The 25,975-nt window shown below is 72.5% G+C and carries 18 protein-coding genes; 11 read left to right on the top strand and 7 right to left on the bottom strand.

Translation table 11 applies throughout. The features are described 5' to 3' along the window. Nucleotides 1-47 precede the first annotated feature (47 nt). The 5 genes from IH00_RS0130460 (at nucleotide 48) to IH00_RS0130480 (ending at nucleotide 9,074) form a co-directional block, all read left to right on the top strand. Nucleotides 48-1,208 (top strand): oxygenase MpaB family protein, encoded by a 1,161-nt coding sequence (locus IH00_RS0130460; protein WP_031079215.1) that lies wholly within the window; start codon nucleotides 48-50, stop codon nucleotides 1,206-1,208. A 308-nt stretch (nucleotides 1,209-1,516) separates the two neighbouring features. Further along, on the top strand, nucleotides 1,517-3,070 hold the full coding sequence (locus IH00_RS0130465; protein WP_031079217.1) for an amidohydrolase family protein: 1,554 nt from the start codon (nucleotides 1,517-1,519) through the stop codon (nucleotides 3,068-3,070). Beyond that, nucleotides 3,067-4,647, top strand: a complete 1,581-nt coding sequence (locus IH00_RS0130470; RefSeq protein WP_078888040.1) for a S41 family peptidase — start codon at nucleotides 3,067-3,069, stop codon at nucleotides 4,645-4,647. The genes IH00_RS0130465 and IH00_RS0130470 overlap by 4 nt, the downstream gene beginning before the upstream one ends. 183 nt (nucleotides 4,648-4,830) lie before the next feature. Then, complete coding sequence (locus tag IH00_RS0130475) at nucleotides 4,831-6,057, top strand: cation:proton antiporter (RefSeq protein WP_031079221.1); 1,227 nt, start codon at nucleotides 4,831-4,833, stop codon at nucleotides 6,055-6,057. Between the two features lie 80 nt (nucleotides 6,058-6,137). Further along, on the top strand, nucleotides 6,138-9,074 hold the full coding sequence (locus tag IH00_RS0130480) for a tetratricopeptide repeat protein (RefSeq protein ID WP_078888041.1): 2,937 nt from the start codon (nucleotides 6,138-6,140) through the stop codon (nucleotides 9,072-9,074). A gap of 319 nt (nucleotides 9,075-9,393) precedes the next feature. Here the strand turns inward: IH00_RS0130480 and IH00_RS0130485 are convergent, their stop codons facing one another. Both IH00_RS0130485 and IH00_RS0130490 read right to left on the bottom strand, forming a co-directional pair. Next, nucleotides 9,394-10,566, bottom strand: a complete 1,173-nt coding sequence (locus IH00_RS0130485; RefSeq protein ID WP_031079225.1) for a zinc-dependent alcohol dehydrogenase — start codon at nucleotides 10,564-10,566, stop codon at nucleotides 9,394-9,396. A gap of 101 nt (nucleotides 10,567-10,667) precedes the next feature. Further along, a complete protein-coding gene (locus tag IH00_RS0130490; protein WP_031079227.1) occupies nucleotides 10,668-11,615 on the bottom strand; it encodes an SRPBCC family protein in 948 nt (315 codons plus the stop codon). 611 nt (nucleotides 11,616-12,226) lie between these two features. Here IH00_RS0130490 and IH00_RS0130500 point away from each other — a divergent pair. Genes IH00_RS0130500 through IH00_RS0130510 form a run of 3 tightly spaced genes read left to right on the top strand, consistent with a single transcriptional unit; the run spans nucleotide 12,227 to nucleotide 14,531 of the window. Beyond that, complete coding sequence (locus IH00_RS0130500) at nucleotides 12,227-12,631, top strand: GntR family transcriptional regulator (RefSeq protein WP_031079229.1); 405 nt, start codon at nucleotides 12,227-12,229, stop codon at nucleotides 12,629-12,631. Continuing rightward, on the top strand, nucleotides 12,628-13,524 hold the full coding sequence (locus tag IH00_RS0130505; RefSeq protein WP_031079231.1) for an ABC transporter ATP-binding protein: 897 nt from the start codon (nucleotides 12,628-12,630) through the stop codon (nucleotides 13,522-13,524). The genes IH00_RS0130500 and IH00_RS0130505 overlap by 4 nt, the downstream gene beginning before the upstream one ends. Next, on the top strand, nucleotides 13,521-14,531 hold the full coding sequence (locus IH00_RS0130510; protein WP_031079232.1) for a transporter: 1,011 nt from the start codon (nucleotides 13,521-13,523) through the stop codon (nucleotides 14,529-14,531). The genes IH00_RS0130505 and IH00_RS0130510 overlap by 4 nt, the downstream gene beginning before the upstream one ends. A 387-nt stretch (nucleotides 14,532-14,918) precedes the next feature. Here IH00_RS0130510 and IH00_RS0130515 read toward each other — a convergent pair whose 3' ends face one another. From IH00_RS0130515 to IH00_RS0130530, 4 genes are all read right to left on the bottom strand, one after another. Then, on the bottom strand, nucleotides 14,919-16,139 hold the full coding sequence (locus IH00_RS0130515) for a lipase family protein (protein WP_031079233.1): 1,221 nt from the start codon (nucleotides 16,137-16,139) through the stop codon (nucleotides 14,919-14,921). Nucleotides 16,140-16,325: 186 nt separating this feature from the next. After that, on the bottom strand, nucleotides 16,326-16,613 hold the full coding sequence (locus IH00_RS37890; RefSeq protein WP_039947582.1) for a helix-turn-helix domain-containing protein: 288 nt from the start codon (nucleotides 16,611-16,613) through the stop codon (nucleotides 16,326-16,328). A gap of 704 nt (nucleotides 16,614-17,317) precedes the next feature. Then, nucleotides 17,318-18,379, bottom strand: a complete 1,062-nt coding sequence (locus IH00_RS0130525) for a GNAT family N-acetyltransferase (protein ID WP_107064553.1) — start codon at nucleotides 18,377-18,379, stop codon at nucleotides 17,318-17,320. A gap of 292 nt (nucleotides 18,380-18,671) precedes the next feature. Then, a complete protein-coding gene (locus IH00_RS0130530) occupies nucleotides 18,672-19,625 on the bottom strand; it encodes a zinc-binding dehydrogenase (protein ID WP_199819838.1) in 954 nt (317 codons plus the stop codon). Nucleotides 19,626-19,702: 77 nt separating this feature from the next. Here IH00_RS0130530 and IH00_RS0130535 point away from each other — a divergent pair, with 77 nt between their 5' ends. Together IH00_RS0130535 and IH00_RS0130540 are read left to right on the top strand one after the other, a co-directional pair. Further along, complete coding sequence (locus tag IH00_RS0130535) at nucleotides 19,703-20,092, top strand: winged helix-turn-helix transcriptional regulator (protein WP_031079238.1); 390 nt, start codon at nucleotides 19,703-19,705, stop codon at nucleotides 20,090-20,092. Between the two features lie 76 nt (nucleotides 20,093-20,168). After that, the gene (locus tag IH00_RS0130540; RefSeq protein ID WP_107064554.1) at nucleotides 20,169-20,813 is read left to right on the top strand and encodes a class I SAM-dependent methyltransferase; all 645 of its coding nucleotides are present in this window, start codon (nucleotides 20,169-20,171) and stop codon (nucleotides 20,811-20,813) included. 180 nt (nucleotides 20,814-20,993) lie between these two features. Here the strand turns inward: IH00_RS0130540 and IH00_RS0130545 are convergent, their stop codons facing one another. After that, nucleotides 20,994-24,701, bottom strand: coding sequence for an ATP-binding protein (locus IH00_RS0130545; RefSeq protein WP_078888044.1), 3,708 nt, complete (start codon nucleotides 24,699-24,701; stop codon nucleotides 20,994-20,996). A gap of 333 nt (nucleotides 24,702-25,034) precedes the next feature. Here IH00_RS0130545 and IH00_RS0130550 point away from each other — a divergent pair, with 333 nt between their 5' ends. Then, nucleotides 25,035-25,739, top strand: coding sequence for a response regulator transcription factor (locus IH00_RS0130550; RefSeq protein ID WP_078888047.1), 705 nt, complete (start codon nucleotides 25,035-25,037; stop codon nucleotides 25,737-25,739). The last annotated feature ends 236 nt before the right edge of the window (nucleotides 25,740-25,975 follow it).

The following is a 25,975-nucleotide window of genomic DNA, read 5'->3' on the forward strand; positions in this document are numbered from 1 at the left end:
CCGTCCGTCGGGCGGCCGGAGCGGCGGGCCACTTCGAGGAGAGCGTGATGATGTACACCGAGGCATCGATGGACGTACTGCGGCAGAGCGGCGACGAGCTCGCCGACGCGGTCGTGGCCACCCTGTTCGAACGGGGGGAGGTCGGGAAGTTCAACACCCTGATGCGCTACGTCTCCACCGCCGGCGCCCCGCTGCCCGACGGGTTGCCCGATGTGGCCCGCGCCTACCTCCGGGAGACCGCCGCGCCTCCGAGCTGGGTCGACTGGGCCGAAATGGAGAAGGCCCGGTTGTTCTTCATCGACAACAACGTGCACATCTCCACCGCCCTGTCCTTCGCCTCGATGCCCGCCTGCTACGTCGTCCCGCACGTGGCACGGCTGCTGTCGGCGGCCCACGGACTGCACTATCCCTCCAAGCGGATGGCGGAGACGGGGCAGTTCACCGTGCACCTCATGCAGCCCGACGCCTTCGAGGCCGGCAGCCGCTTCATCCCGGCCGCCCAGAAGGTGCGTCTGCTGCACGCCTCCATCCGTCATCACCTGCTGCGCGGGGACCACTGGGACAGCGAGGCCCTTGGGGTGCCGATCTGCCAGGAGGACATGATCGGGGGGCAGATGTTCTTCTCCCTGCTCGTCCTGGACACCCTCCACCGGCTCGGCATCCACATGAGCACGGAAGGCGCCGAGGCCTACTACTACGCCTGGCGCGTCGTGGGAGCCATGCTGGGCGTCGACCAGGAGGCCGTCCCCCGCACGGTGGAGGAAGCCCGCGGGTTCCTGGACCTCTACATGCTGCGCCACATGGGCCCGAGTACCGAAGGCGCCCACCTCACGAGGCAGTTGATCGACCTGTACGAGGAGGTGGTCCCGGGTACCTTCTTCGACCCCGTCGTCTCCGCGCTGATCCGCTACCTCATCGGCGACACCTGCGCCGACTGGCTGGAGGTGCCCCGCACCACCTGGGACACCGTCGTCAAGGCCGCGCCACGGCTGCTCGGTGTACTGGAGTCCATCGAGGACCGCTCTCCCTGCGGCGCCTGGGCCCTGGACCGGCTCGGGCACCTCACCACGATCCTCGAACTGTCCGCCCTGACTCGCGGCCGCGTCATGCACTACGCCATCCCCGAGCACCTGAAGAGCGACTACGGCATCGACCCGGCCGTCCCTCCCACACGGCGCTGGACCCCACCGCCCGCGACGGTTTCCTGACCCGGCGCCGCGGGGACAGCGGCGTACGGCGGCCTGTCACCATCCCGCGGCCGTGGACGTCGCGCGGCGGGGCGGTTCCCGTCACGAGTTGCGAGGAGCGCCACGCGGTGTTCCGCTGAAGGAAAGACCGGCCCGGCCCGCCGGACCCCGGCAGGCCCCCGAGGCCGAACCCGGCAGGCCCCCCGACGCCCTGACGCTCGGGCTGCCCGCGCGAGAGACATGCGTCCGGCCGGCCGCCCGCACCGTGCACGAGGTCGTCGGTTCGCGGCCGGCGACGGTCGCACGCCGACCCGGGAGGCACGGAGCTGATGGCGCTCATACTCGACGGCACGGTCGTCACCTGCGACAGCGACCACAGGATCCTCGACCCCGGCTCCGTGTACGTCGGCGACGACGGCCGCCTTGCCGCGGTGCGGCCGGCCGGGCAGGCGGCACCCGCCGGGTTCCCGGACGCGCCGCGGATCGACACGGGGGCGCTGATCTTCCCGGGCCTGATCGACCTGCACAACCACATCGCCTACAACACGCTCCCGCTGTGGGAAGCGGTCGGCGTCCCCTACCTGCACCACGACCGGTGGGTCGGCGAGCAGCGGACGCCCGACTACTCCACGTCCGTCACCTGGCCGGCCAAGGTGCTGGGTCAGGCCGCGCCCGAGGCGCTGATCAAGTACGTCGAGGTCAAGGCGCTGATCGGGGGCACCACGTCCATCCAGGGAGCCCCTCACTCGACGCGGGCGGTCGACGGATGGCTTCTGCGGATCGTCGACAACGAGAAGCTGCCGGCGGGCACCGACATGGTGATGACGGCGGCGCTGCAACTCGACGCGGAGGTGCTGCGCGAGGAGCGGGCGCCCCGGCTCGACGGCACGCGTCTGCTGATCTACCACGTCGCGGAGGGCAGCAGCGGGTCGATCGTCCGCCGCGAGTTCGAGGAGCTCGAGCCGTGCCTGAAGCCCGGGCTCATCGGCGTGCACGCCACTGCCCTGGCCCCGGCCGACTTCGGGAAGTGGCAGGACGCGGTGACGGCGATCAGCCCGGAGGAGCAGGGGACCGTCGTATGGTCCCCGTTCTCCAACTACTGGCTCTACCACGACACGACGCAGGTGGCCGAGGCGCACAGGAAGGGGCTGCGCATCGCGCTCGGCTCCGACTGGGCACCGTCGGGGACCAAGCACGTGCTCGGCGAGCTCAAGGTGGCCGACGCGGTCAACCGCCACGAGTTCGGAAGTCACTTCGACGACCGGGACCTGTGCGACATGGTCACCGCGAACCCCGGCGACGCGCTGGCGACCGCCTGGGGACCGCATGTCGGGCGGCTTCAGCACGGCAACGCCGCCGACCTGCTCGTCCTCGAGCGCCACGAGCCGGCCCGGGACGCCTACCGCAACCTGATCGACGCGACCGAGCGCCACGTACGACTGGTGACGGTGCGCGGCCGGCCGTTCTACGGGACGCCCGCGCTGATGACCGCCGCCGAAGCCACGGACACCGATACGATCACGGTGGCCGGCCTGAGGCGTCGCGTGTCGGTGCGTCAGCCCGGCCGCACCGACGCCCAGCTCGACTGGCCGGGCGTCAAACGCGCGCTGGAGGCGGTCCGCGACGACCCGGTCGCCGCCTGGCGGGCATCACAGGACGCGCTCGCGGAGTGGGGCGGGCCGCTCGACGACCCCGAGGCGCCGCTGACGCTCTTCGGTGACATGCCGGACGGCGACACGGGGCTGTTCGCCGCCGCCGGTGAGGTCCCGCCGGACCTGGTCGTCCCCCGCCCGGACCCGCTGACCCACGACGCGGCCTACTTCGCCGCGGTGGCACGCAGCGGCGTGCCCCAGCTCCAGCACCTCGCGGACTACTACCCATGAGCCCGGCGGTGGCGCGGCCGGACCGGAGCCTGCCGGGATCCATGGGACTCGGCGAGTTCCTGGCGCGGGTCGAGGCCGACCCGCTGCCGCTCGCGGACCGCTACCGGCTCGTGGCCGCCGCCCGCGTCCTGCTCGAGGAGCTCTACGTCCACCTGCCGCTCAAGCGGGCGATGCACGCCATCGACCCGGTCCAGCGCCTGCGCTTGCTGGAGCGCCGTCTTCCGCCGCTCAGCGAGCTGCAGTTCCACTCCGAACTGGCGGACGTCTTCCGGAGCCTGCGCGACCTGCACACCGTTTACCAGCTGCCCGACCCGTACCGCGGCCATGTCGCCGCGCTGGGCTTCCTCGTCGAGCGCTACGCCGACTCCGACGGGACGCCGCACCACATCGTTTCGAAGATCGACGCTTCCCTCGTCCACGCGGGCTTCGACGTCGGTGCCGAGCTCGAAGCCTGGAACGGTGTCCCGATCGAGCGCGCGGTCGAGCGCAACGCAGCCGCACAGGCGGGCTCCCACCTCGACGCGCGCCTGGCCCGCGGGCTGGAGTCGCTGGCGCTGCGCCCGCTGCGGACCGGTCCCCCGCCCGACGAGCACTGGGTGCTGCTGTCCTACCGCGCCACGGACGGCCGGCGCCGCGAGACGCGTGTCCCGTGGCGCGTACGCGCCGCGGAACGGCATGCGGGGCGCGCGCAGGATCCGGTCCCCACGCTGGCGACGAGCCTCGGTATCGACGCGGGACGGGAGGCCACCCGCCAGGTCAAGCGTGCGCTGTTCGCGCCGCCCCCGGCGCGGCGCTCGGCCCCACGGTCCCTCCGCAGCGTCGTCGACCACCGGACGGTGCGCTTCCGCGGCCGGTCGTACGGGTACCTGCGCATCTTCTCGTTCAACGTCCCGGGCGCGCGGGTGTTCGCCGAGCAGGTGGCGCACATCGCGGCAGGCGCCCCGGCGGGCGGGCTGATCGTGGACATCCGCGGCAATCCGGGGGGCCACGTCCCGGCGGCGGAGGCCGCCTTGCAGGTCCTGAGCGGCGGTCCGGTCGTGCCGGTGAGCTTCTCGCTGCCGACCACGCGCGCCGCGCTGGCCCTCGCCCGGGCCGGCCCGGGCTTCCGTCCCTGGACGGGCTCGATCCGCGCGGCGGTGGAGACGGGCGAGGCGTACTCTCAGGGGTTCCCGCTCACCGACCCGGAGGCGATCGCCGCGGGGCTGCCGCGCCACGCCGGCCCGAAGGTCCTGATCACCGACGCACTCTCCTATTCGGCCGCCGACGTCTTCGCCGCGGGTTTCCAGGACAACGGTCTCGGTCCCGTGCTCGGGACCGCGCCGCGGACCGGTGCCGGCGGCGCCAACGTCTGGACGCACGAAATGCTGCGCGTGTGGCTGCCGGAGCTGCTCGCCGAGCTGCCGCGCGGCGCCGGGTTCCGCGTCGCGCTCCGGCGCGCCACACGGGCACGCGGCAACGTCGACGTCCCGCTCGAGGACCTCGGCGTCCAGGCGGACGAGGTGCACCGTCCGACGGAGCGCGACGTCACCGGGCACAACAAGGACCTGCTGGCGGCGGCCGCCGCGCTGCTCGTCTGAGCGCGGCCCCTGCCCCCGCGTGCGGTTGCGCCGGCATGTCGGGCCGCGACCGGGCGGCGGTGCCGCGACGCTCGGCCCGGTGGAGTGTCCGACTCGCCGCACCGGCGCGCGGGCGCGTCCGGCCGGGGTCCGGCCCTAAGCTGCGCACATCGGGAAGGGCCCAGCCGGAAAGCGCAGGACGTCATGCTTGCCGTCACCGTCATCGCGGGCATTCTGTTCACCTGGGCCGTGGTGTCGCACCGGCTCGCCCGCTGGAGCATCACCGCACCCATCGCCATGATGGTCGCCGGCATCCTGCTCACCCGAGGTGACGAGCCGGTCTTCCGCTTCGACTTCGACACGGCCTCCCTCGAGCACGCGGTGGAGGTGGTCCTGGCACTCATCCTCTTCGTCGACGCCACCGAGGTGCCCCCGGGGGTCATCGGCAGGGAGAAGGGAACCGTCGCCCGTCTGCTCGGCGGCGCACTGCCGCTCACGCTGTGCGCCGCGTTCCTCGCCGCCCTCGCCTTCTTCCCCGAGCAGCCGGGGTGGGTGCTGGCGGCTCTGGCGACCGTCGTCGTCCCCCTGGACCTGGCCCCGACCTCCGCCGTGGTACGGGACCGGCGGATCCCGGCGCGCCTGCGTGACGTGCTCAACGTCGAAGGGGGTCTGAACGACGGCATCATCTCCCCGGTGTTCCTCCTGTGCGTCGCGGCGGCCGTCGCCTCGCACACCAGGAGCGAGGACTACACGGAGGCGTTGCTGGGGGCGGTGGTCTCGGCGGCGTGGGCCGTCGCCGCCGGTTCGGTCATCGGTTACGTGGCCGGCTGGCTGCTGCGCCGGTCCTGGGCGCACGGCTGGACGCAGCCCGCGGCGACACGGCTTGGTGTGCTGACCGTGCCGATGGCCTCGTACAGCCTGTCCGTGGCGCTGGGCGGGAACGGTTTCGTCGCCGCCTTCGTCGCCGGCCTCTGCCTGGCACCGGCCATGCCGCACCTTCCCCGGGACGCGGTGGAGATGACCGACGACCTGGTCACGCTGCTGTCCCTCTCGCTGTGGTTCCTCTTCGGGCAGATGGTGAACGACGAGTTCTGGGACGGCTTCCACCTCTCCGTGGTCCTGTACGCCGTCGTCGCCGTGACCCTGGTCCGGATGGTCCCGGTGCTGCTGATGCTCTCGGGCACCGGCATGACGCCGCGCGACAAGCTGTTCCTGGGGTGGATGGGACCCAGAGGAGCGACCTCGATCGTCTTCGGGCTCCTCGCGGCGGTCGAGCTGCCCGCTGTCAGTGGTGACTTCATCAGCCGCGTCATGGTGATCACCGTGATGGTCAGCATCGTGGTGCACGGGCTGAGCACCGAACCGATCGGCCGCGCCTATGCCCGCGGGGACCGCGTCCGGTCCGAGCCCCCCGTGCCGCCCCCCGGCTGACGGGGGGGGTCCGCCTTGCCGCGGACGGCCCCGGGGGGCAGGGGTGTCTTGCCATACTGGCCGACCGGGGGTGGTGCGGCATGGCGGAGCAGCGGCCTTCGCGGCAGGAGTTGACACGGCGACGGCGCCGGAGCGGGTTCGTGGGCCGGCGCGGCGAGATGAGCGTGTTCCGGGACAACCTCGCCCGTGATCCGGTGGCCGACGACTGCACGTTCCTGTTCCACGTGCGGGGACACGCGGGGGTGGGCAAGACCTCGCTGGTACGGCAGTGGGAGGCGGCCGCCCGCGAGCTGGGGTCGGCGACGGCGTACCTCGACGACGCCGCGCAGAGTCCCGTGGAAGTGATGGAGGCGGTCGGCGAGCGCCTGGGACGCCAGGGCCTGGAGCTGCGGCGGTTCGACAAACTGCTGGCGACGTTCCGGCAGCGCGCCCATGAGGCGCAGCTGGAGCTGGGCGCGCAGACGGCCGCGCAGGAGGGCGGCGCCGCTCAGCCGCCCCCGGCCTCCCTGCCGGGGCTGGTCGCCGCGCAGGTCGGGCTGACCGGCCTCGGAATGGTGCCGGTGGTGGGCGCGCTCGCCGGGGCGGTCGACCCGTCGCAGGTCGCGCTGGGTGCGGACCGGCTGCGGGCCGCCCTGGGCGCGCGGATGCGGTCCCACGACGACGTACGTCTCGTGGTCGACCCGGTGCGCGGCCTGACGCCGGTGTTCCTGGAGGATCTGGCCGAGGCCGCGCGGCGACGGCCCTGGGTGGTCCTGTTCTTCGACGTGTACGAGCGGACCGGCCCGGTGCTGGACGAGTGGCTGCGCGACATCGCTTTCGGCGAGGTGCACGGCGCGCTGCCCGCCAACGTGCAGATCGTGCTGTCCGGTCAGGGACGTCTGGACGCCCGGTGCTGGGGCGACTGGCTCGATCTGGTCACCGAGGTGCCGCTGGAGGTGTTCACCGAGGAGGAGGCCCGGGCGCTGCTGACGGTGCAGGGGGTCATCGACGAGCAGGTCGTCGAGGTCGTCCTGCGCCTGTCGGGCCGGCTCCCCGTTCTGGTGCACACCCTCGCGCAGTCGCGCCCCGCGTCGTCCGGGTCCGTGGGCGACCCTTCGGGGACCGCCGTGGAGCGGTTCCTGAAGTGGGAGACGGAGCCGTCGCGGAGGGCCGCTGCCCTGGCGTGCGCCCTGCCGCTCCAGTTCGACGAGGACGTCTTCCGTGCCGTCGCTCCGCCGGAGGCCGCGGAGCTGTACCCGTGGGTGCGCCGGCTGGCGTTCGTCACCGATCAGGCGGGGCGGTGCAGGTACCACGAGGTCGTGCGCTCCCCGATGCTGCGGCTCCAGCGCACCCAGTCCCCCGCCCGCTGGCGCGGTGCGCACGAATCGCTCGCGCGCACCTTCGGGGCCTGGCGGGAGCAGCGGGAGGAGAGCGTGCCGGGCCCGGGCCGCTGGGACGACGCGGCGTGGCGCGAGCACCGGTTGAACGAGACGTACCACCGCTTGTGCGCCGATCCGCCTCGGGCCCTGCCCGAAGCGCTGGAGGCGGTCGTCCACGCCTGCGAGCAGGGCAACGGCACGGCCCGGCGCTGGGCGCAGCTGCTGGCGCAGGCCGGGACGGACACCGCGGACGGCTGCCTCGCCGGGTGGGGCGCCCGGCTGACCTCCGCGTCCCGGGACGACGGCTCTCCGGTCGTGGCCACCCTCGACGCCCTGCTCGGCCACCCGGGCCTGACCTCCGGCGGACAACTGCACGCCCGTCTCGTCCGCGGCCGGGCCCACGGGGCCGCCGGCCGGTACGAGCAGGCGCTGGCGGACTTCACCGCGGCGCTGGTCCTCGACCCGGAGTGCGAGGACGCCTTCGTGCAGCGTGCCTTCACGCACCAGCGGACGGGCAGCCCCGAGGAGGCGCTCGCCGACCTCGGTGACGCCATCCGCATCGCGCCCGGCCACGCCCGGAACCACGCGTACCGGGGGCACATCGCCGTGACGGCCGGACGTCACGACGAAGCGCTGGCCGATTTCGACCGGGCCGTCGAGCTCGACCCCGACCACGACTGGGCCCTCGTCGGCCGCGCCAGGCTGTACAACGCGAGGGGCCGTCACCAGGAGGCGCTCGCCGATCTGAACCGCGCCCTGGCGGTGGACCCCGAGTACGCCGAGGCCCACGCGGAACGGTCGCGCTGCCGGTGGCGGCTGAAGCGGTGGGACGAGGCCGTGCGCGACATGGCCCGCGCTGCCGCGTTGGGCCCCGACTCCTCCTGGTACCGGGCCCTGCTCGCCGACCAGTTGCTGGACCTGGGGCGGCATGCGGAAGCCCTGGAGCAGGTCGGCCGGGCGCTGGCCGACGAAGCCGAGGACGGTCCCCGCAGCCGCGCCTGGCCCTACACGCTCCGCGCCTGGGCGCTGCACGGCCTGGGCGGCCGGGACGCCGACGCCCTCGCCGACCTGGACCGTGCGGCGGAGCTGGACGGTGCCGCGTCGATGGCGTTCGCCATGCGGGGCTGGCTGCGATGGGAAGCGGGCCGGCTCACCGAGGCGCGGCAGGACTTCGACCGTGCGCTCGCCGAGGGCCACGCGTGGCCGTGGGCGCTGCTGGGCCGTGGCGTCGTGCACGTCTACCAGCAGCGGTACGAGGCGGCTGTCGCGGACTTCGGCCGGTCCTGCGCGGTCCAGTTCGGAGTCCTCGAGCCGGAGCGTACGATCGCCCGGCCGCTCGTCGAGCTGTTACGGGAGCACCTGCCGGGCAACCGCGCCTCCATCACCGCCGCGATCCGGCTCACCGCGCTCCTGTCCCATCAGGTCCAGTGGCCGGGCCTCGTCGGCCAGGTGGGCTCCGTGCTCGCCCTGCGTCCGGGGCCCCGGCTGTTGATGGGCGGACTGGGCCTGTTGCGCCGCACCGTCGCCGCCCTGAACGACCGGCCCGAGAGCGCGGACGCGGAGCGGGCGGACTGGTCTTTGTGGCTCCTCTCCCCCCTCCTGCACGTCCTCGACCGCAGCCCTGCGGGCCGTCAACGGCTCGGTGACTCCGGGAGCTAGGCCGGAGACCCGGCAGCTCTTCGGCTCCTGTCCCGCGCCAGGGGAAGGCCCCGCCGCGGGGGGTGCGGCGGGGCCTTGGCTCGGCACGGTCGGGGGGCAGCCGAGCTCGGGTCTGCATGCTGGTGCCCCGGATCCGGTCCGGCAATCCCGCCGGGCTGCGGCATGGCCGGAAAGACTCGCCTTCGGCGACCCGACCACAACACGGCGAACCCGGCTAACCCGGACGACACGACGTACAACGAGCGAACCCGGACGACATGGCGGACACGGAGCACCGTTCGGTGCCGGCGCTTGATGCGGCGTGGGGCCTGAGGCCGGTTCAGGGAGTCAGCACGACCTTGTTGCACTCGTCCTGCTTGTGCTTGAACATCTCGTAGGCCTGCGGGGCCTGCTCCAGGGGCATGTGGTGGGAGATGACGACGGACGGGTCGATCCGGCCGCTGCGGATGTGGTCCAGGAGCGGCTTCGTGTAGCGCTGGACGTGGCACTGCGCGCCGCGCAGCGTCAGGGACCGGTTCATCAGCGAACCCATCGGGAACTTGTCCAGCAGCCCGCCGTAGACGCCGACGACGGAGACCGTGCCGCCGTTGCGACAGGACAGGATCGCCTCCCGCAGGGCGTGCGGGCGTTCGGTCTCCATGTGGGTGGCCTGCTTGGCGCGGTCATAGGCGTGCACCGGACCGGTGGGGTGGTGCGCCTCCATGCCGACGGCGTCGATGCAGGCGTCCGGCCCGCGTCCGGCGGTCATGTCCCGCAGCGCCTCCAGGACGTCGGACTCCTCGTAGTTGAGCGTCTCGGCACCCGTGTGCCGCCGGAGCCGCTGGAGCCGGTAGTCGAAGCGGTCGATGGCGATGACGCGTTCCGCGCCCAGGAGGAAGGCGCTGGCGACGGCGAACTGCCCGACCGGGCCCGCGCCCCACACGGCGATGGTGTCGCCGGGCCGGATGTCGCACATCTCCGCGCCGATGTATCCGGTGGGCAGGATGTCGGAGAGGAACAGGACCTTGTCGTCGGGCAGTTCGTCCTCGATCTTGACCGGGCCGATGTCGGCGAACGGGACCCGTGCGTACTGGGCCTGGCCGCCGGGATAGCCGCCGAGCATGTGGGAGTAGCCGAAGATGGCGGCCGGGCTGTGCCCCATGACCTTCTCCGCGAGTCCCGCGTTGGGGTTGGAGTTCTCGCACACCGAGTACAGGTCGTGCTCGCAGGCCCAGCAGTGGCCGCACGCGATGGGGAAGGGGACCACGACCCGGTCGCCCACGGCGAGGTTGGAGACGTCCTTGCCCACTTCCACGACCTCACCCATGAACTCGTGGCCCAGGATGTCGCCCTTCTTCACGGTGGGGACGTACCCGTCGTACAAGTGGAGGTCCGATCCGCAGATCGCGGTGGACGTGACCCGGACGATGGCGTCCCGGGAGTTGAGGATCCTGGGGTCGGGGACGTCGACAACCTCGACGCTGTTGCGTCCCGTCCAGCAGGTGGCCTTCATGATGCTCTCTCCTTTCGGCTCGGCGCGGCGGCTGCGCACGCCGGCTCCGCACGTCCGGCTTCGCCCGGGCACGTCCGGCTTCGCCCGGACTCAAGCCGGACTCAGGCCTTGAGCGGCTGGGCAGGGCGCTGCCTGGCGTGGCGCAGGGCGTGGGTTCCCTCGGGGCTGCCTTCCGACCGGACGACCTCGCCGGTCTCCAGGACCTGTTTGAAGCGGCGCAGACCGTCGCGTACCTGCTGCTCGGGGTGCTCGCCGAACAGCTTGGCCACGGCGGCGCCCGCCTTGCCCGCGGGTGGCCGGTAGGAGAGGTCCACGTGCAGTTCGGTGCCGCGGTCCCCCGGGGCGTCGCTGAACCGCACCGTCCCGGCGTTGTCCACTCCGCCGCCACGAGTGGTGGAGCGCCAGGCGATGAGCTCGTCGGGGCGGTCCTCGACGACCTCGGCATCCCATTCGACGGTGCGCTTCATCGGACCGTGCGCCTTCCAGTGCGTATGCCCGTCGTCGTACTCGACCGAGTCCAGATGCGTCATGAAGGTGGGGAGGTGGGTGAAGTCGTGCCAGTAGCGGTACACCTCGGTACGGGGCCGGTTGACGGTGACGGAGGCGTGCACCTCCAGTGGTGCCGCTTCCTTGCCGGCCGCTCCCTTGCGAGCGGCGTTCCTGTTCCGCAGGGCGCGGGACGCCGTGTAGACGTCGGCGGCCGCGATGGCGGCCACGGCGGCCGTGACGGCGGCCGCACGGACGCGGCGGCCACCGCTTCGGGAGGCGACTACCCGGCCCAGCGCGGCGAGGTCCACGGCGTCCCCGAGGACGCGGGTCCACACCAGGGGGGCGGGCCTGTCACTGCCCAGGAGCAGCACGGCGTGCGCCAGCTCGCGCACACCGACCAGCGGGACGGCGTTACGTGCGGTGGTCGAGTCGTCCACCCCCGCGAGGCGGCAGACCGCGCGGGGAGCGGTGAGCTGGGCCGCGCCCAGGCCGAGGCTCACCCAGCCCAGCAGGCGGGCCTGCCGCTCGGTGGTGGGATCGTGGTACCGGTGTCGGTTCATGGCTTCCTTCGCAATCGGCCGCACGGGAGCGCACATGCCCCGCGCGGGTGCGTCGGCTCACGTCGACGGTGTCGCCCGGGCCCCGGTGCCGCCGGTACTGCCGGTGCTCCGGAGCGGTTCGGTTGTCGTGCCGGTTGTCATGCTTGTCGCCGGCGGCCGGAACAGGAGCACGTCCGGAGCCGTCCCCGGTGTCCGCTGACGGCGACGTGTTCCGCGTAGCCGTACGGGCTGGGATGAACCCCGCCGAAAGGTAAAGAACACGCATAGCCGCGCGGGTGCCGTCCCGGGGGGACCGAGCTCGCCCCGACCACGACCGGCGGCTGCTCGATGGCGTGCAGGCCGATGCTGCGCTCGCGCAGGTCCGCGCCGAGGGTCACCAGGTGGAGCACCGAGCGGGAGAGCCGGCCGAGCCTGGCGACCTTCAACGTGTCGCCGGTGTCGACGTGGATGCGGTCGCGGTCGACATCTGCCTCAGCAGTGCGTCGATCTGATGATCAGGGTCCTGGTCGGCGGTCGGGGCCCGCGCGTAGCCGATGAACAGGTGTGCGCCCGCAGTGCACGCCTTGCCGGATGTTCGACGTAGAGAGCTATAGTGCTAGGCAACTAGATAAATGGAGGAACCGGTGATTGAGTTCCACCTGAACGGCCGGTCCGGCCTGTCCCCGTACCAGCAGCTGGTCCAACAGGTTCGACATGCACTGCGCCTGGGCCTGCTGAAGGAGGGGGACCGGCTGCCGACGGTCAAAGACGTGGCGAAGCAGATGGCGGTCAACCCGAACACGGTGCTCAAGGCGTACCGCGAGCTGGAGCACGACGGCCTGGTGGCCGCCCGTCCCGGCGTCGGGACGTTCGTGACCCGGACGCTGGCCGACGGCACGCTTGCCGCGCAGGGACCGCTGCGCAAGGACCTGCAGCGCTGGCTGACCAAGGCCCGCCTGGCCGGGCTCGACGACGAGAGCATCGAGGCGCTGTTCATGACCACGTTTCGTGAAGCCGCCGGAGAGGACGTAGCGTGAGCGCCGTCTTGCGAGCCCAGGGACTGGGCAAGAGGTACAAGCAGCGCTGGGCGCTGCAGAACTGCGACCTGGACGTGCCCGCCGGCCGGGTGGTCGGCCTGGTCGGCCCCAACGGCGCCGGCAAGTCGACCCTGTTGAACCTGGCGTCCGGGATGCTGACCCCGACCGCGGGCACCATCGAGGTGTGCGGTGGCCGTCCTGCTGCGGGCGTGGAACAGCTGGCCAAGGTCGGCTTCGTCGCCCAGGACACCCCGACCTACGCGGCGCTGAGCGTCGCCGACCACCTCGAATTCGGCAAGCGCCTCAACCCGAACTGGGACGACGCCGTGGCGCACGACCGGATCCGTCGCCTCGGTCTGGACCCCGAGCAGCGGGCGGGCAAGCTGTCCGGCGGCCAGCGCGCGCAGCTCGCTCTCACCCTGGGCATCGCCAAGCGCCCGGAGCTGCTGATCCTCGACGAACCGGTCGCCGCCCTGGACCCGCTCGCCCGACGGGAGTTCATGCAGGACCTGATGGAGGCTGTCGCCGAGCACGAGCTGAGCGTCGTGCTCTCCTCCCACCTGGTCTCCGACGTGGAGCGGACCTGCGACTACATCATCGTCCTGGTCGATTCCCGGGTTCAGGTGGCCGGCGACATCGACGACCTGGTCGCCTGCCACCACCGGCTCACCGGACCGCGCAGGGACCCGGACACGCTCCCGGCCGGTCAGCACGTCATCACCGCCAGCCACACCGACCGGCAGACCACCCTCCTGGTGCGCACCGACACCGCGGTCCACGATCCGTCCTGGACCGTGAGTCCGCTCGGTCTGGAGGACATCGTCCTGGCCTACATGACCCGGCCCGCCGATGCGGTACGCGACACCCGACCCGCACTGGAGGTACTCCGATGATCTGGCTGACCTGGCGCCAGTTCCGCACCCAGGCCGCCGTGATCTTCGCCGCCGTGGCCGCCCTCGCCACCATCCTCGCGGTCACCGGCCCACAGCTGGCCGACCTCTACCGGACCGCCGGCAGCGGCCTGGTGGACCAGGTGTCCAGCTCGGACCAGACCCTCTACTACACCGGACTTCTGGTCGTGCTCGCCGTGCCGGCGGTCATCGGGATGTTCTGGGGTGCGCCGCTGATCTCCCGTGAACTCGAGACCGGCACCCACTACCTCGCGTGGAACCAGGGCGTCACCCGCACGCGCTGGCTGGCGACCAAGCTGGGCTTCGGTGCGGCGGCCTCCATGGCCGCCGCGGGGCTGACCAGCCTCGCGGTGAGCTGGTGGAGCAGCCCCATCGACCGGGCTGTCAACGGCGGCGGTGCGACGGACACGTACTTCCCGCGGCTCGACCCCGTGGCCTTCGCCGCACGGGGTGTCGTCCCCATGGCCCATGCCGCCTTCGCCTTCGTCCTGGGCGTCGCCCTCGGCCTGGTCATCCGCCGCACCCTGCCCGCGATGGCCACCACGTTCGCCCTCTACGCCGCCGTCCAGATCGTGGTGCCGACGTGGATCCGGTCCCACCTGGCCGCCGCGGACCGGACCACCGTGCCGATCGAGCCCGACGGCGCCCCCATCAGCGTCCAGGACGAGGCCGGGCAGATCATCGCGCACCTCGACGAGGTGCCCGGGGCCTGGGTCACCTCCCAGCAGACGCTGAACGCCGCGGGTCAGCCGGCCCCCGTGCCGTCGTCCTTCCCCGACTGCCTGCGCACCGAGTCGGGCCCGCCCACCCTGCAGCAATTCGAACGCTGTATCGCCGACCTCGGCGCCTTGGGCTACAAGCAGCAGGTGACGTACCAGCCCGCCGGGAACTTCTGGGCCCTTCAATGGGCCGAGACCGGGCTCTGTCTCGGCCTCGCCCTGGCCCTGACCGGGTTCTGCGCCTGGTGGATCCGCCGCCGAGTGACCTGACGGACGCCAGCTCCGGTACGGGAGCAGCCGTGAGGGGCAGCCGGGTCCCGGCCGCCCCTCACGGACTTGGCGGGGTCCTCTCACCATTCAAGATCAAGCTCGCCGATATCGGCTGTCCCGGTGTCCCAAGGCCGGTACAGGCACCGGCCCGTCGGCACAGGGCTCACCTCGGCGCCGCCAGGGCCTGGCCGGAGGGGTCCGCCCGGTGCGGGAACGCGGCGTCGCGGGCGGCGAAGGTGGCGTTGCCCTACACCTCAAACCAGGAGCGAACCGAGGCCCTGGCAGACTTCCTCGACACCTACAACCACCACCGCTGCCACACCGCACTCAACGGACACCCACCCATCGCCCGCGTCACGCTCGACCAGCCGTTGCCGGTGGCGCGCTTCAGTCGGTCTTCGCCGACTCGTCGAAGAACCTGACGATCTGGGGCAGGGCTTGCCGCACCGAGCCGTTGTGGTCGTAGTCGCCGACGTCGGTCAGCCGACGTGCGGCACCGTTCCTGGTCAACTGGTCGGCACAGTACGCCGCGTGACTGACGTCGACGTCCTTGTCGCCCCGGCCGTAGAAGATCTCCACCGGTACGCTCGGCCGCCAGTCGCACGTGTTGTCCATCGGGCGCAGTTTGTCCTTCAGGACGCCGTCTGGCTTGCGGATCTTGTTCAGGAAGTCCTCGGTGAACAGGTCCTTGGAGGTGGCCGGGAGTTCGCTGACAATCTGCCCGGCGGTGTGATGGCCGTCGAAGAGACCCTCCACCTTGCTGTCGTAGGGGGAGCGGAAGACGTCTCCGGGTGATGTGTAAAGGCCGTACATCTTGTTCCAGGCGGTGACGAAGTAGGCGAGGTAGATGCCGGATTTGGCGATCTTGTCATCGGCCGCGGCGGCCTCGAAGGCCGAGAGGTTGTAGGGGCCGCTGACCGGGGCGAGTGCCCCCAGCCTGAAGTAGCGGTCGGCGCCATTCTTCTGAAGCGCCCGGCCTACCAGCATGGTCGCGGGGCCGCCCTGCGAGAACCCGCTGACCTGAACCTTCCGCTTCAGCTCCCGGCCGTTCCGGTGAGCGAGTGTCCGGGCCGCGCGGAGGCCGTCCACCGAGGCCGCAACGGTGGCCTGAGGGTCACCGTAGGGGTGGAAGCCTTCGCCCGAGCCGAGGCCCACGTAGTCGGGCGCCGAAACGGCCCGCCCGGTCGAGGCGAACAGCAGGGCGGCAAGCCGGTCGTTCGACTTCGGATTCTCCGAGGCGACGTCCTTGCGGTAGACGGTGGTGCCGTGCAGCCAGGAGACGGTGGACAGGTGGCGCGTCCCGTTCTTGGGCAGGACGACGAGCTGGCTCGCGGTCGTGGGGGTGCCCCTGCTGTCAGTGGTGCGGTAGGTGACCCGATAGGCGGTCACGCCGTAGCGGACCTGGGACGAGTCGATCTTTCCCTGGAGTTCCCCGGCCACTTCCTCCGCTGTGAGGTCGGCCGCTTGCTCGACGGAGACGACGGTCCCGCCTTGTGCCCGCTCGCTGTGGGAGCCGGCCGCAGCCGAGACCGGAGCCACCAGGGCGGACACACTGCCGAGGACCGCCGCACCAGCCAGAATCCGGGTTCTTGTTCGCCGTGAAGTCATGGATGGATCATGCCCGTCGGCCGCTCGGCTGGGACATGGAGCGACCCCCCGGCCTGCAAGGGGGGAATACCCCCTTGGGGTCCGTAGGGGATGCCGGATGCCCCCTCATACGGAACAGTGTCCCTGATCTTCCCCATGGTGATGGCGACCCGGCGCAGGGAACGGCCGTCGCAGCGCTTGGGCACCTCAGCCGCGGGCCACCACCGAGCCAGTCGTGGCCGCCTGGACGCCGGCCTGCTGCCCTGCACGCCTGACATTCCCGGGCTCGGGAGTCAGCAGATCCCTGATCTCACATCCGAGCACGACACAGATCACGTCCAGGTGCTCCAGGTTCAGGGAGACTGGCTGACCTGACCACAGGCCGGACATCTTCCCGGCCGAGATCACCAAGCCGTGTTCGGCCAGGCTCCGCTGGAGCCCGGACGCCTTCCAGATCCCTTTGTTCGCGGCGGTCAGCCGCAGGTTCCACTTCATCCCATCGTCCTTCCAGCCGCTTCGCGGCCCACCGCTGCCCGGACGCCCAGGCGTCCTCGACCCGGGTCTGCTGGACGTGGAAGTACCACCATCGTGGTGGCGATCCAGGAATGTCCGAGGACCTTTGGATCCCGAGCGGAACAAGACCCCCGAGATAGAGCCCGGACGCGCAGAAGTGCCGCAGGACGGGCGGCGTGAGCGTGTCGGCCCAGGCGGGCAGATGGGCCTTGGCCGCGGCGGCCAGGCCGTTGCGCAAGGCGTCGTCGCCAACCCGACGCGAGGAGCCGTCTGCATTCTTGCGCTCGGAGGGGCACAGCGGGGCACCGGGACGGGCGTGGTCTTCGTCGAACTGGCCCCAGACGTCCTCGAAGTACGTGGTCAGCGCCTGCGCGCGAGCCAGCCGGGTGCCGCTCGGCGAACCCCGCAGCACCTTTCCGGTTCCCCGGGGGGCCGTTGCCCGGTGCCCGCGCGGGTACGGGCGCCACCGTCGCACGGGGCCTGGCCGGCGCACCGTTCCCGCCGGTCTGGGCCGGGGCATGCTTCCGGTCATGCGCGCCACGTCGAGCGTGGTGCGGGCACCGGCCGGGGGAAGCTGCGCCATCGCTCGCCGGCGCCGCGGAACGGGCCATGCCGTCGCCGACGCACCGCCCGGCCCGCGTGGGGGACGTGCGGTGAGGTCAGGCTCGGGAGCTCGGTTCCCGCCGTCAGGTGCGCGTCAGCACGTAGTGGACGTGCTCGTCGCTGGAACCGGCCTGCTGGAAGCCCGCGCGGGTGAGGACGGCGTGGGAGGGGGCGTTGTCGTGGTCCACGGTGGCGCGCAGCAGCTTCAGCTCCGGACGCGCGAAGGCCCATGCGGTCAGGGCGCGCAGCGCCTCGGTGGCGTACCCGTGGCCGCGCGCGGACTTCACGAGGTCGTAGCCGATCTCGGCGCCGCCGTCGGGGTCAGGGGCGGCGTGGAAGCCCATGGCTCCCACCGCGCGCCGGTCGGAGGCGCGCACGATGGCGTACGGGCCCCACCCGGGCCGGTACGTCCCCGCCTCGCTGGCCTTGACCACCATGCCACCGGCGAACCGCGTGCCTTCCTCGGGGCCTCCTTCGACCCAGGCGAAGCCGCCGCTGCCGCCGCCGTGCAGATCGGCCGCGACCACGGGTGACACCTCGCACAGGAAGAGATGCTCGGAGCGGACCGGTTCGGCGTACCAGCGCCAGGCTCCCAGGCGGGGCAGCCCGTCGAGGTCACCGCGGCCGGTGGCCCACAGCAGCGTCCGCCAGGGATCGGCGCCGTGAGGTGCCTGCGGGAACAGCCTTTCCAGTGCCCGGGCGCACAGCCGACCGGGCGGCTGCCAGTCGTCCACGCCCAGGGCGCGGAGGATGTCGCGCGCGTGCAGGAGCGCCTCGACCACCCCCATGGCCGCGAACCCGTCGCCGCCGGCGGCGCCGTAGGTGTGCCAGGCGCGTACGCCGGAGGGTGCCCTGAAGACGGCGGCGGAGAGCAGACCGCCGATGGCCTCGATGACACGGACCAGCCCGTCCGGCGTGGTCCCCTCTTCGGGGACGATCTCGAAGGGGACGTATCCGTCGGTCGCGCGGCCGGTCAACTGACCGGCGTAGCCCGCGAAGGCGCCGGCGAGGTGGACGGCGGTGTCGTAGCAGCTCCACTCCAGTCCGGCCGCCGGGACGGACCAGTCCTGGTCCGTCACTGCGCGGAGCGCCGAGGTGGTGACGCGGACCGCCTCGTCGATGTCGTGTGCACCCATGATCGCCATGGCGACGACCCTAGGAGCCCGTCTCCTCGCGCGCCAGGCGTTTCCGGGAGCGGACCCGCGCGGTGCGACACCGACCACGCCGCCCACGACGTCGACGCCGTCAGGCTCGCGGTCGGCGAGAAGACCTCGTTGGCCGATGCCCTCCGTTCCGGCGCCGCACGTCTCTCCGGCCGGCTGGCCGATCCGTTCAGGCCGCCCTGTCGATACACCAGCCACCGATGGGGGACAGAACCGACGGCGTCGACGAGCGACCTGTGACGGCTTGGCGGTACGGACCGCGTCCGGGGACGGCTCAGCCCTGCGGAAGAAGTGCCGGCGCCCGCCGCTCCTCGCGGGACACCTCCAGGACCGCTTTGCCGGAGACGCGGCGCCCGCGGAGGGCTTCGGCGGCCTCGGTGAAGCGGTCCCAGGCCCCCTGCCAGCCGATCTCGACGGTGAGGGCACCCTCGGCGGCCAGCCCGGCGAGAACGGCCAGGTCCGGACCGGCACCGCCTTCGATGACGAAGGAGGTCAGCGACTTGGCCGGGCCGACGGTCGCGTACGGGGGGAAGACCGCGGGCTCGCCGGAGGTCCAGCCGACGCTCTGCACGCTGCCCCCGGGAGCCAGCAGGTGCCATGCCGCGACCAGCTGGGACCCGCCCACGCTGTCGATGACCACGTCGACGGGCCGCTCGAGTCCCTCCAGACCGACCAGCACCTCGTCGGCCCCGAGCTCCGCGAGCCCCTCCCCGCGGGCCGTCGATCCCACGGACGCGATCACGTGGGCACCGGCCCTGGCGGCCAACTGGACGGCGAACCGGCCGACTCCACCGGACGCGCCGGTGATCAGCACCGTCCTGCCCGGTCCCGACCCGGCAGCCCGCAGGGAACGCAGTGCGGCGACGCCGGCCACCGGCAGGGCGACGGCCTTCGCCAGGTCCAGGCCCTCCGGCACCTCGGCGATCGCTCCCGTGTCGATCGCGACGCGCTCGGCGAACGCCCCGGAGGCCAGCGCCACCACCCGGGTGCCCACCGCCGGACCGGTCCCGTCGGCGGCGGCCCGGACCACCACCCCGGCGGCATCGGAACCGAGCACCGCGCCCACCGGGACGCGGCCGGAGCGAGCGTCGTTGAGGTCGCCGTAGTTCAGCGAGGCATGGGAGACCTCCACCACGACCTGGCCGGGCGCGGGCACCGGGTCGGGAACCTCGCCCAGGCGAACGGCGGCGGGTGCGGACGGATCGACGACGAGAGCACGAACGGACATGTCTTCCCCCTTGGGTGACGACTTGTTACAACAGTCATCATCAGTAACCCTGCTGCTCAGCGGAAGGAGGCACATTCATGTCACCTGGTAACACCCGTGTTGCCGAAGCGGTGAGGGACGAGGCCTGCCCGGTCACCGAGGTGCTCGACCGTGTGGCGGGCAAGTGGAGCATCGGTATCCTGATCGCCGCCGCCCACGGCCCCGTCCGCTTCACCGAACTGGAACGCGCCATCAGCGGCATCAGCCGGCGCATGCTGACACTCAACCTGCGCCGGCTGGAGCGGGACGGGCTGCTCGTCCGCACCGTCCATCCCACCGTGCCGCCCAAGGTCGAGTACAGCCTCACGCCCATGGCCCGGGAACTCCACGCCTCCCTGACCGGGCTGGTGGACTGGGCCGAGCGCCACCGGGCGGCCGTCGCCGAGGCCCGCGCCGCCTATGACGCGGCGGCGGAGCAGCGACCGTGACCGTGGCCGTGGCCGGCCGTACACTCGCCGGAAGTGCCGTACCGGACGCACGGCGTTCGGGCTGGGAGGTGGTGACGTGAGCCGGGTGCCAGGACCGGGAGGGGCTTCCGCCGCTGAGGTGTTCGACGCGGTGGGCGCGCGCTACGAGGAGGTCTTCGCCGGTGTCCCGGGACAGCTCGCGGCGGTCGACTGGGTCGCCGGGAGCCTCGCGCCGGGGTCCCGTGTGCTGGACGTCGGCAGCGGCACCGGCCGCCCCACCGCCGAGGCGCTGGTGAGGGCCGGGTTCGACGTCACCGGGATCGACGTGTCGGCCGAAATGGTGCGGCTCGCCCGCGAGCGGGTGCCCGGTGCCCGTTTCGAGCAGGTCGACGTCCGGGAACACCGACCGTCGCAGGGCGGGTACGACGCGGTGTGCGCCTTCTTTCCCCTGCTGATGATGGATCAGCCGGAGATCGTGGAATCCCTGGCGAGGATGGCCTCCTGGGTCTCCCCGGGCGGGGTGTTCGCGATGGCGACCGTGCCCGGCGACGTCCGGGGCCTCGACATCGTCTGGATGGGCCACGAGGTCACCGTCAGCAGCCTGTCCACCGAGGACCACCTGCGCGTCCTGCGGGACGCCGGCCTCGAGGTGGTCCATCACCACACCGACCTGTACCGTCCGCACGGCCACGACGCGGAACCGGAGCCGCACCTCTACCTCCACGCGCGGCGCCCTGCCTGATCCGGCGCCCGCAGCGCCGGAAGCCACGAAGCGATGAGCGAGGTCGGCCTCAGCCATGCGGCGGGTGATCGGGCCGGTTCACCGGTTGGCCGCCCTGCTCGTCCACCTCTGCCACCACCCGTACACAGTCGCCGGGGTCGGGATCAGCCCGCCGGCGGCCCTCGAACGTCACAACAGGCCCTACGGGCACGGTTGCGCCGTGACCGGCTCCGGGAGGAGGTGGCGCATCAGGCGTGTCGAGGGCAGGCGCGGGAGCAGGTAGGCGTGTTCGCCGCGCGCCGTGGTCTCCTGCAGCAGGCGGTGGAGGGCCGTGCCGGCCTCCGTCACCCGTCCGACGTGGTGCAGCGCGTCGGCGAGGAAGCCCAGGTGCAGCGGCAGGCGGATCAGGGTGCCCGACGTCTCCAGCCCGGACAGCGCCGACGTGAGCAGGGCGATGCCGGCGTCCGGCTCACCGCTGTGGGCGACGGCCCAGCCCTCGCAGACGGACAGCATGTGCGTCCAGTAGCGCAGCCCGTAGCGGTCGGCGACCTCACGCCCTTGTCCGCCGGAGTTCCGCGCCGTCGCGACGTCCCCCTCCAGGGCCGCCAGGACGGCGTCCACGTACAGCGCGAACGCCCGGTCGTTGGGACGGCTGTCGTGGCGGGTGAGGGCGAGCAGTTCCACGCGGCGTGCCGCGGCAGCGTCCTCGTCGCCCATCAGCCAGCGCGTGAAGGCGTCGTACGAACGGCACGAGACCCTCGGGTCGTGCTGGAAGTAGCGCGCCACCCGGCGCCCGCCCTCGGTGCCCAGTGCGTCCGCCCGCTCGACGGCGTCCTCCAGTTCGGCGAGCGCTTCCGGCAGCCGGCCCCGGACGTGCAGGACGATGCCGCGGCCGTATCTCGCCCCGAGGTACGCGACGGGGTCCTGCGGTGTCCCGGGCATGGCGCGCAGCCGGTCGGAGAAGCCGAGGGCGCCGTCGTACCGGCCCGTGACCAGGTTGGCCGTGCACAGGGACCACAGGACGGTGGGCTGGTCCGTGGCGCCGGTGACGGGGTTGAGGGCCCTGCTGCGGGTGAACGCCGCTTCGGCGTCGGAATCGCCGTATCCCCGCGTGGTCGCGAGCATCTGGCCGAGCTGGATCTGCAGTTGCTGTTCCAGCAGCGGAGCGGTGTCGTCACCGGGCGGCAGCAGGCGTACGAGGTCGATGGCGCGCCGCAGCCACATCTCCGCCTGCTCGTAGGCCAGGCGCAGCTCGGCCTCCTCCCCGGCGCGGCACAGGGCGGGCAGCGCCTTGGCCGGTGACAGGACCCGCGAGCCCTCCCAGGCGTGGTGGGCGAGTTGCTCGACCCCGTCGTGGCGGCCGGCGGGCCGGGCCGCGAGCGTCTCCGCGATCCGGGCGTGCAACTGCGCCCGCCGGCGGCGGCTGAGTTCGCCGTAGAGCGTCTCCCGGACCAGGGCGTGGGTGAAGTGCAGGCCCCCGCTCCCGGCCGGGTCCTCGGACAGCAGCTGTGCGCGCAGGGCCGGTTCGAGGTGGTCGCAGACGGCGTCGTCGTGGCCGGACACCTCCGCCAGCAACCGTGGGTCGATCTCCGAGCCGATCACGGCGCACAGGCGCAGCAGGTCCCGGGTGGCTTCCGGGAGGGCCGCGAAGCGCTGCGTCAGCACCTCGCGCACGCCCGACGGCACGTGGGTGAACAGCCGCCGCACGGCGCGCGGATCATGGAGCCGGGCGGGATCGCCCAGCAGGGACATCAGCTGGTTGACGAAGTACGGGTTGCCCTTGCTGCGCTCGTGCAGCCGCTGGACGGTCGCGCGGGAGACCCCCGGCCCGGACGCGGCGGAGACCAGGACGGACACCGCCTCCTCGGGCAGCCCGTCCAGCTTGATCGTGTCCGTTCGGGGACTCCACAGCGTCTCGCCCAGGGCTTGGCCGAGTTCGGGGTCGCTCTCGATCTCCCAGGTGCGTGCGGTGATCACGATGCCGAGGCGCCTGCCGTTGAGCCGGCTGGTGAGCAGGCGCAGCAGCTGGAGGGAGGGAGCGTCCGCCCAGTGCAGGTCCTCCAGCATGAGCAGCAGCGGTGCGTCGTCCGCCAGGGAGAGAAGCGTCTCGCAGACGGCGTCGTACGTACGGAAGCGGTCGGGCGCCACCTCCGGGTGGCGGTCGCGGTGCCGGTGCTCGTCGGGCGAGCTGTCGAGCAGCGGGGAGAGGCCGTCGCCGAAACGTTTCCGCACGGCGGCGAACGCCTCCGGCCGGGATGCGGCCACCTGACGGAGCACTTGCGTCCACAACCAGTACGGCGGCGTTCCCGGACCCGGGAAGCAGTAGCCCCACAGGGCCTCCACCCGGTCGTTGCGCACCCGCTGGGCGACCTCCGACAGGAGCCGGGACTTGCCGATGCCCGGCTCTCCCAGCACGGCGGCGAGACGGCCCTTGCCGCCCAGGAGGTCGGCCACCAGGATGCGCAGCGCCGCCAGCTCGCTCTCCCTGCCGACGAACGACCGCCGGTCCCGCGAGGTGTGCGGCTGCGCGGCGGGAGGAGGCGCGGCGGTGCCTGCGCCGTGGCTGTCGCGGCCGGTGGCGGTGGCGGTGTGATGCGTGCCGGGGTGGTCCGTACTCGCGGACGGTGGGCGGCTCTCGGCAGCCCAGGGCGCGGCGGGCGGGAGAGTCGGTGCCACCGGGAGGGGCGCAGAAGCCGGGCTGACAGGGGCGGCCGGGGTGGACGGGAGGGCCGCCGGGGACGGCCGGGGCGTCCGGACCGGGCCGGACCGGAGCGGGGCCCGGCCCGTACGGGGTACGCGGCGTTCCGTGACGGTGCCGGGTGCGCCTGCCGCCGCCTCCGGCGTCACTCCACCGGGCGCCGTCCCCGGTGCGATCGGCGGAAGCACGGGCTGCTGCGGTGGCGTCGCCGGGTGTTCGCCCAGCGCGGCCCGTGGGGACTCCGTGGAGCCGGTCGGACCGGGTGACCGGGCGGGGAGGGCGGGCGCCTGGGCGGTGTGGGTGGGCAACTCCTGGCGGAGGATGGCCCGGTGGAGCCGCTGCAGCTCCTCTCCGGCGTCCACGCCCAGCTCCCCGGCGAGCCAGTCGCGGGTCCGCGCGTACACGTGCAGCGCGTCGGCCTGGCGGCCGAGCCGGTACTGCGCCGTCATCACCTGTCCGGCGAGGCGTTCGCGTCCCGGGTGGGCGCGTACGTCCGCGTCGAGTTCGGCCACCGGTTCCAGGTCGCCGAGGACGAGGCAGGCGTCGGCCCACGTCTCGACCGCCGAGAGTCTCACCCGTGCCAGCCGTTCGCTCTCCTCGGCGAGCACCGGGTAGTCGACGAGTTCCTCGTAGGGGGTGCCGCGCCACATGTCCAGGGCGGTGCGGAGCAGGTCCCTGGCCTCGGCGTGCCGGTGGTCGCGGTGCAGCCTGCGCCCCTCGGCCACCGCGTTCTCGAAGCGGTGGACGTCCACCTCGTCCTTGGTCAGGTCCAGCACGTACCCGGCCGCCACGCGGTGGATCAGCCGGGTCCGGTCGCCCGGGTCGGGCCGTGGCGACAGTGCGCGCCGGAGGTGGGAGATGTAGCTGTGCAAGGAGGGCAGGGCCCGGTCCGGAAGCCGGTCGCCCCACAGTTCCTCCAGCAATTGCTGGGCCGGCACGACGTTGCCGAGTCGCACGGCGAGGAGTGCCAGGAGCGCTCGGCGGCGCGGCGGCCCCAGTTCGATGGCCCGGCCGCCCGCGTCCGCCGCCATCGGCCCGAGCAGCCACAGACGGGGGCGGGACGCGATCTCCGGCACCTCGGGGCGCGGCGGGCCTGCGCTGCGAGCGCGGGCGGCGCCCCGTACCCGTCCGGCACCCGCGGTGGGGCGGGGTTCCGGAATTCCGCAGGCGTCGGTTTCGTATACGTCCCGCTCGCCACCGGGAATTGCCATTGGTCGTTCGCTTTCTCGTCCGCCCAGCCTCACGGCATTCGCACCGTTCCCCCCGCCGCACGCCGATCCTCGCACAGGCGACAAGTACGGGCCAAGCGCCTCTCAAGAACCCGTCAAGGATGGCGAAATGCCTTCGCTTCACAGGTCGAGAATTCGACAAGGCCGTTGTGTCACGTTGGTCCGGCGCCGGCGGCCACGCATTCCGGAGGCCGTCGCGACATGCCCGGCGGGCAGCCTCGCACCCGCCCGGCGGCGGAATATCCCACGCGTTCCCCGGGAGAAATGGAGTTTGATGTGAACACGTCGGCACGCGATTGTCCCGCGGCGGCCGTCATGAGCAGCACCCGCGCGGATGCCCGTCCGGAGCGGGCGCCCGGCCGGCAGCGGGACGAGCGGCGGCCCGATGGCGGGGCACCGCTGCGCGTCGCCGTCCACGCCACCGACCACGTCACCTACACCGGGCTGGCCCGCTATCTGGAGGGCGACCCCCGCGTGGTCGTGGTGGGCCGGGACAGCGCGGAGGAGGCGGATGTGACGGTGTTCACGGCCGACACGGTGAGCGGCGAGACCCTTCATGTCCTGCGCGGACTGTCGGCACGGCGCCGCACCGGCCCGTTCCTGGTGGTGGCCGGCACGCGCTGGAAGACGGACGTCGCCCTGGCCGTCGAGTGCGGCGTGCGCGCGGTGCTGTGGCGGCGCGACACCACGCCCGAGACCTTCGTGCGGGCGGTGCTCCGGCTGGGCGAGGGCGGGGGATCACTGCCCGCCGACCTCCAGGGCCGGCTGCTCGATCAGATCCAGCGGACCTGCCGCGATGTCCTCATTCCGCAGGGCCTCGCCTCCGCTCGGCAACTCACCGTGCGCGAGGCGGACATATTGCGGCTCATCTCCGAGGGATGCGATCTGGCCGACATCGCCGAGAAATTGGCTTATTCAGAGCGAACCGTCAAGAACATCCTGTACCGAATGATGGGGCGGCTGGAGTTGCGCAACCGCGCACACGCCGTTTCCTACGCCATTCGGTCCGGGCTCATTTGACCGCCGGGCGCAGGGTACGTACGGGCACGCTCAGGAGAACAACGGGCAACGCAATTGCAGAACGCTGGCTCCGGGCCACCCCCGCCCGCCACGCTTTCCGGGACGGCACCACGCCACGCCCCCGCCAACCGCCCCCGCCTGCCCGCGCCGCGCCGTCGCCATCCGCCCCATCTCCCGTCCCTCGTCTCTCATCCCCCCTACCGCGCCCCACTGCCCGTCGCTCCGTTCCCCGTCAC

Origin of the sequence: Streptomyces sp. NRRL S-118, from assembly GCF_000716335.1 — a bacterium.
GTDB lineage: Bacteria > Actinomycetota > Actinomycetes > Streptomycetales > Streptomycetaceae > Streptomyces.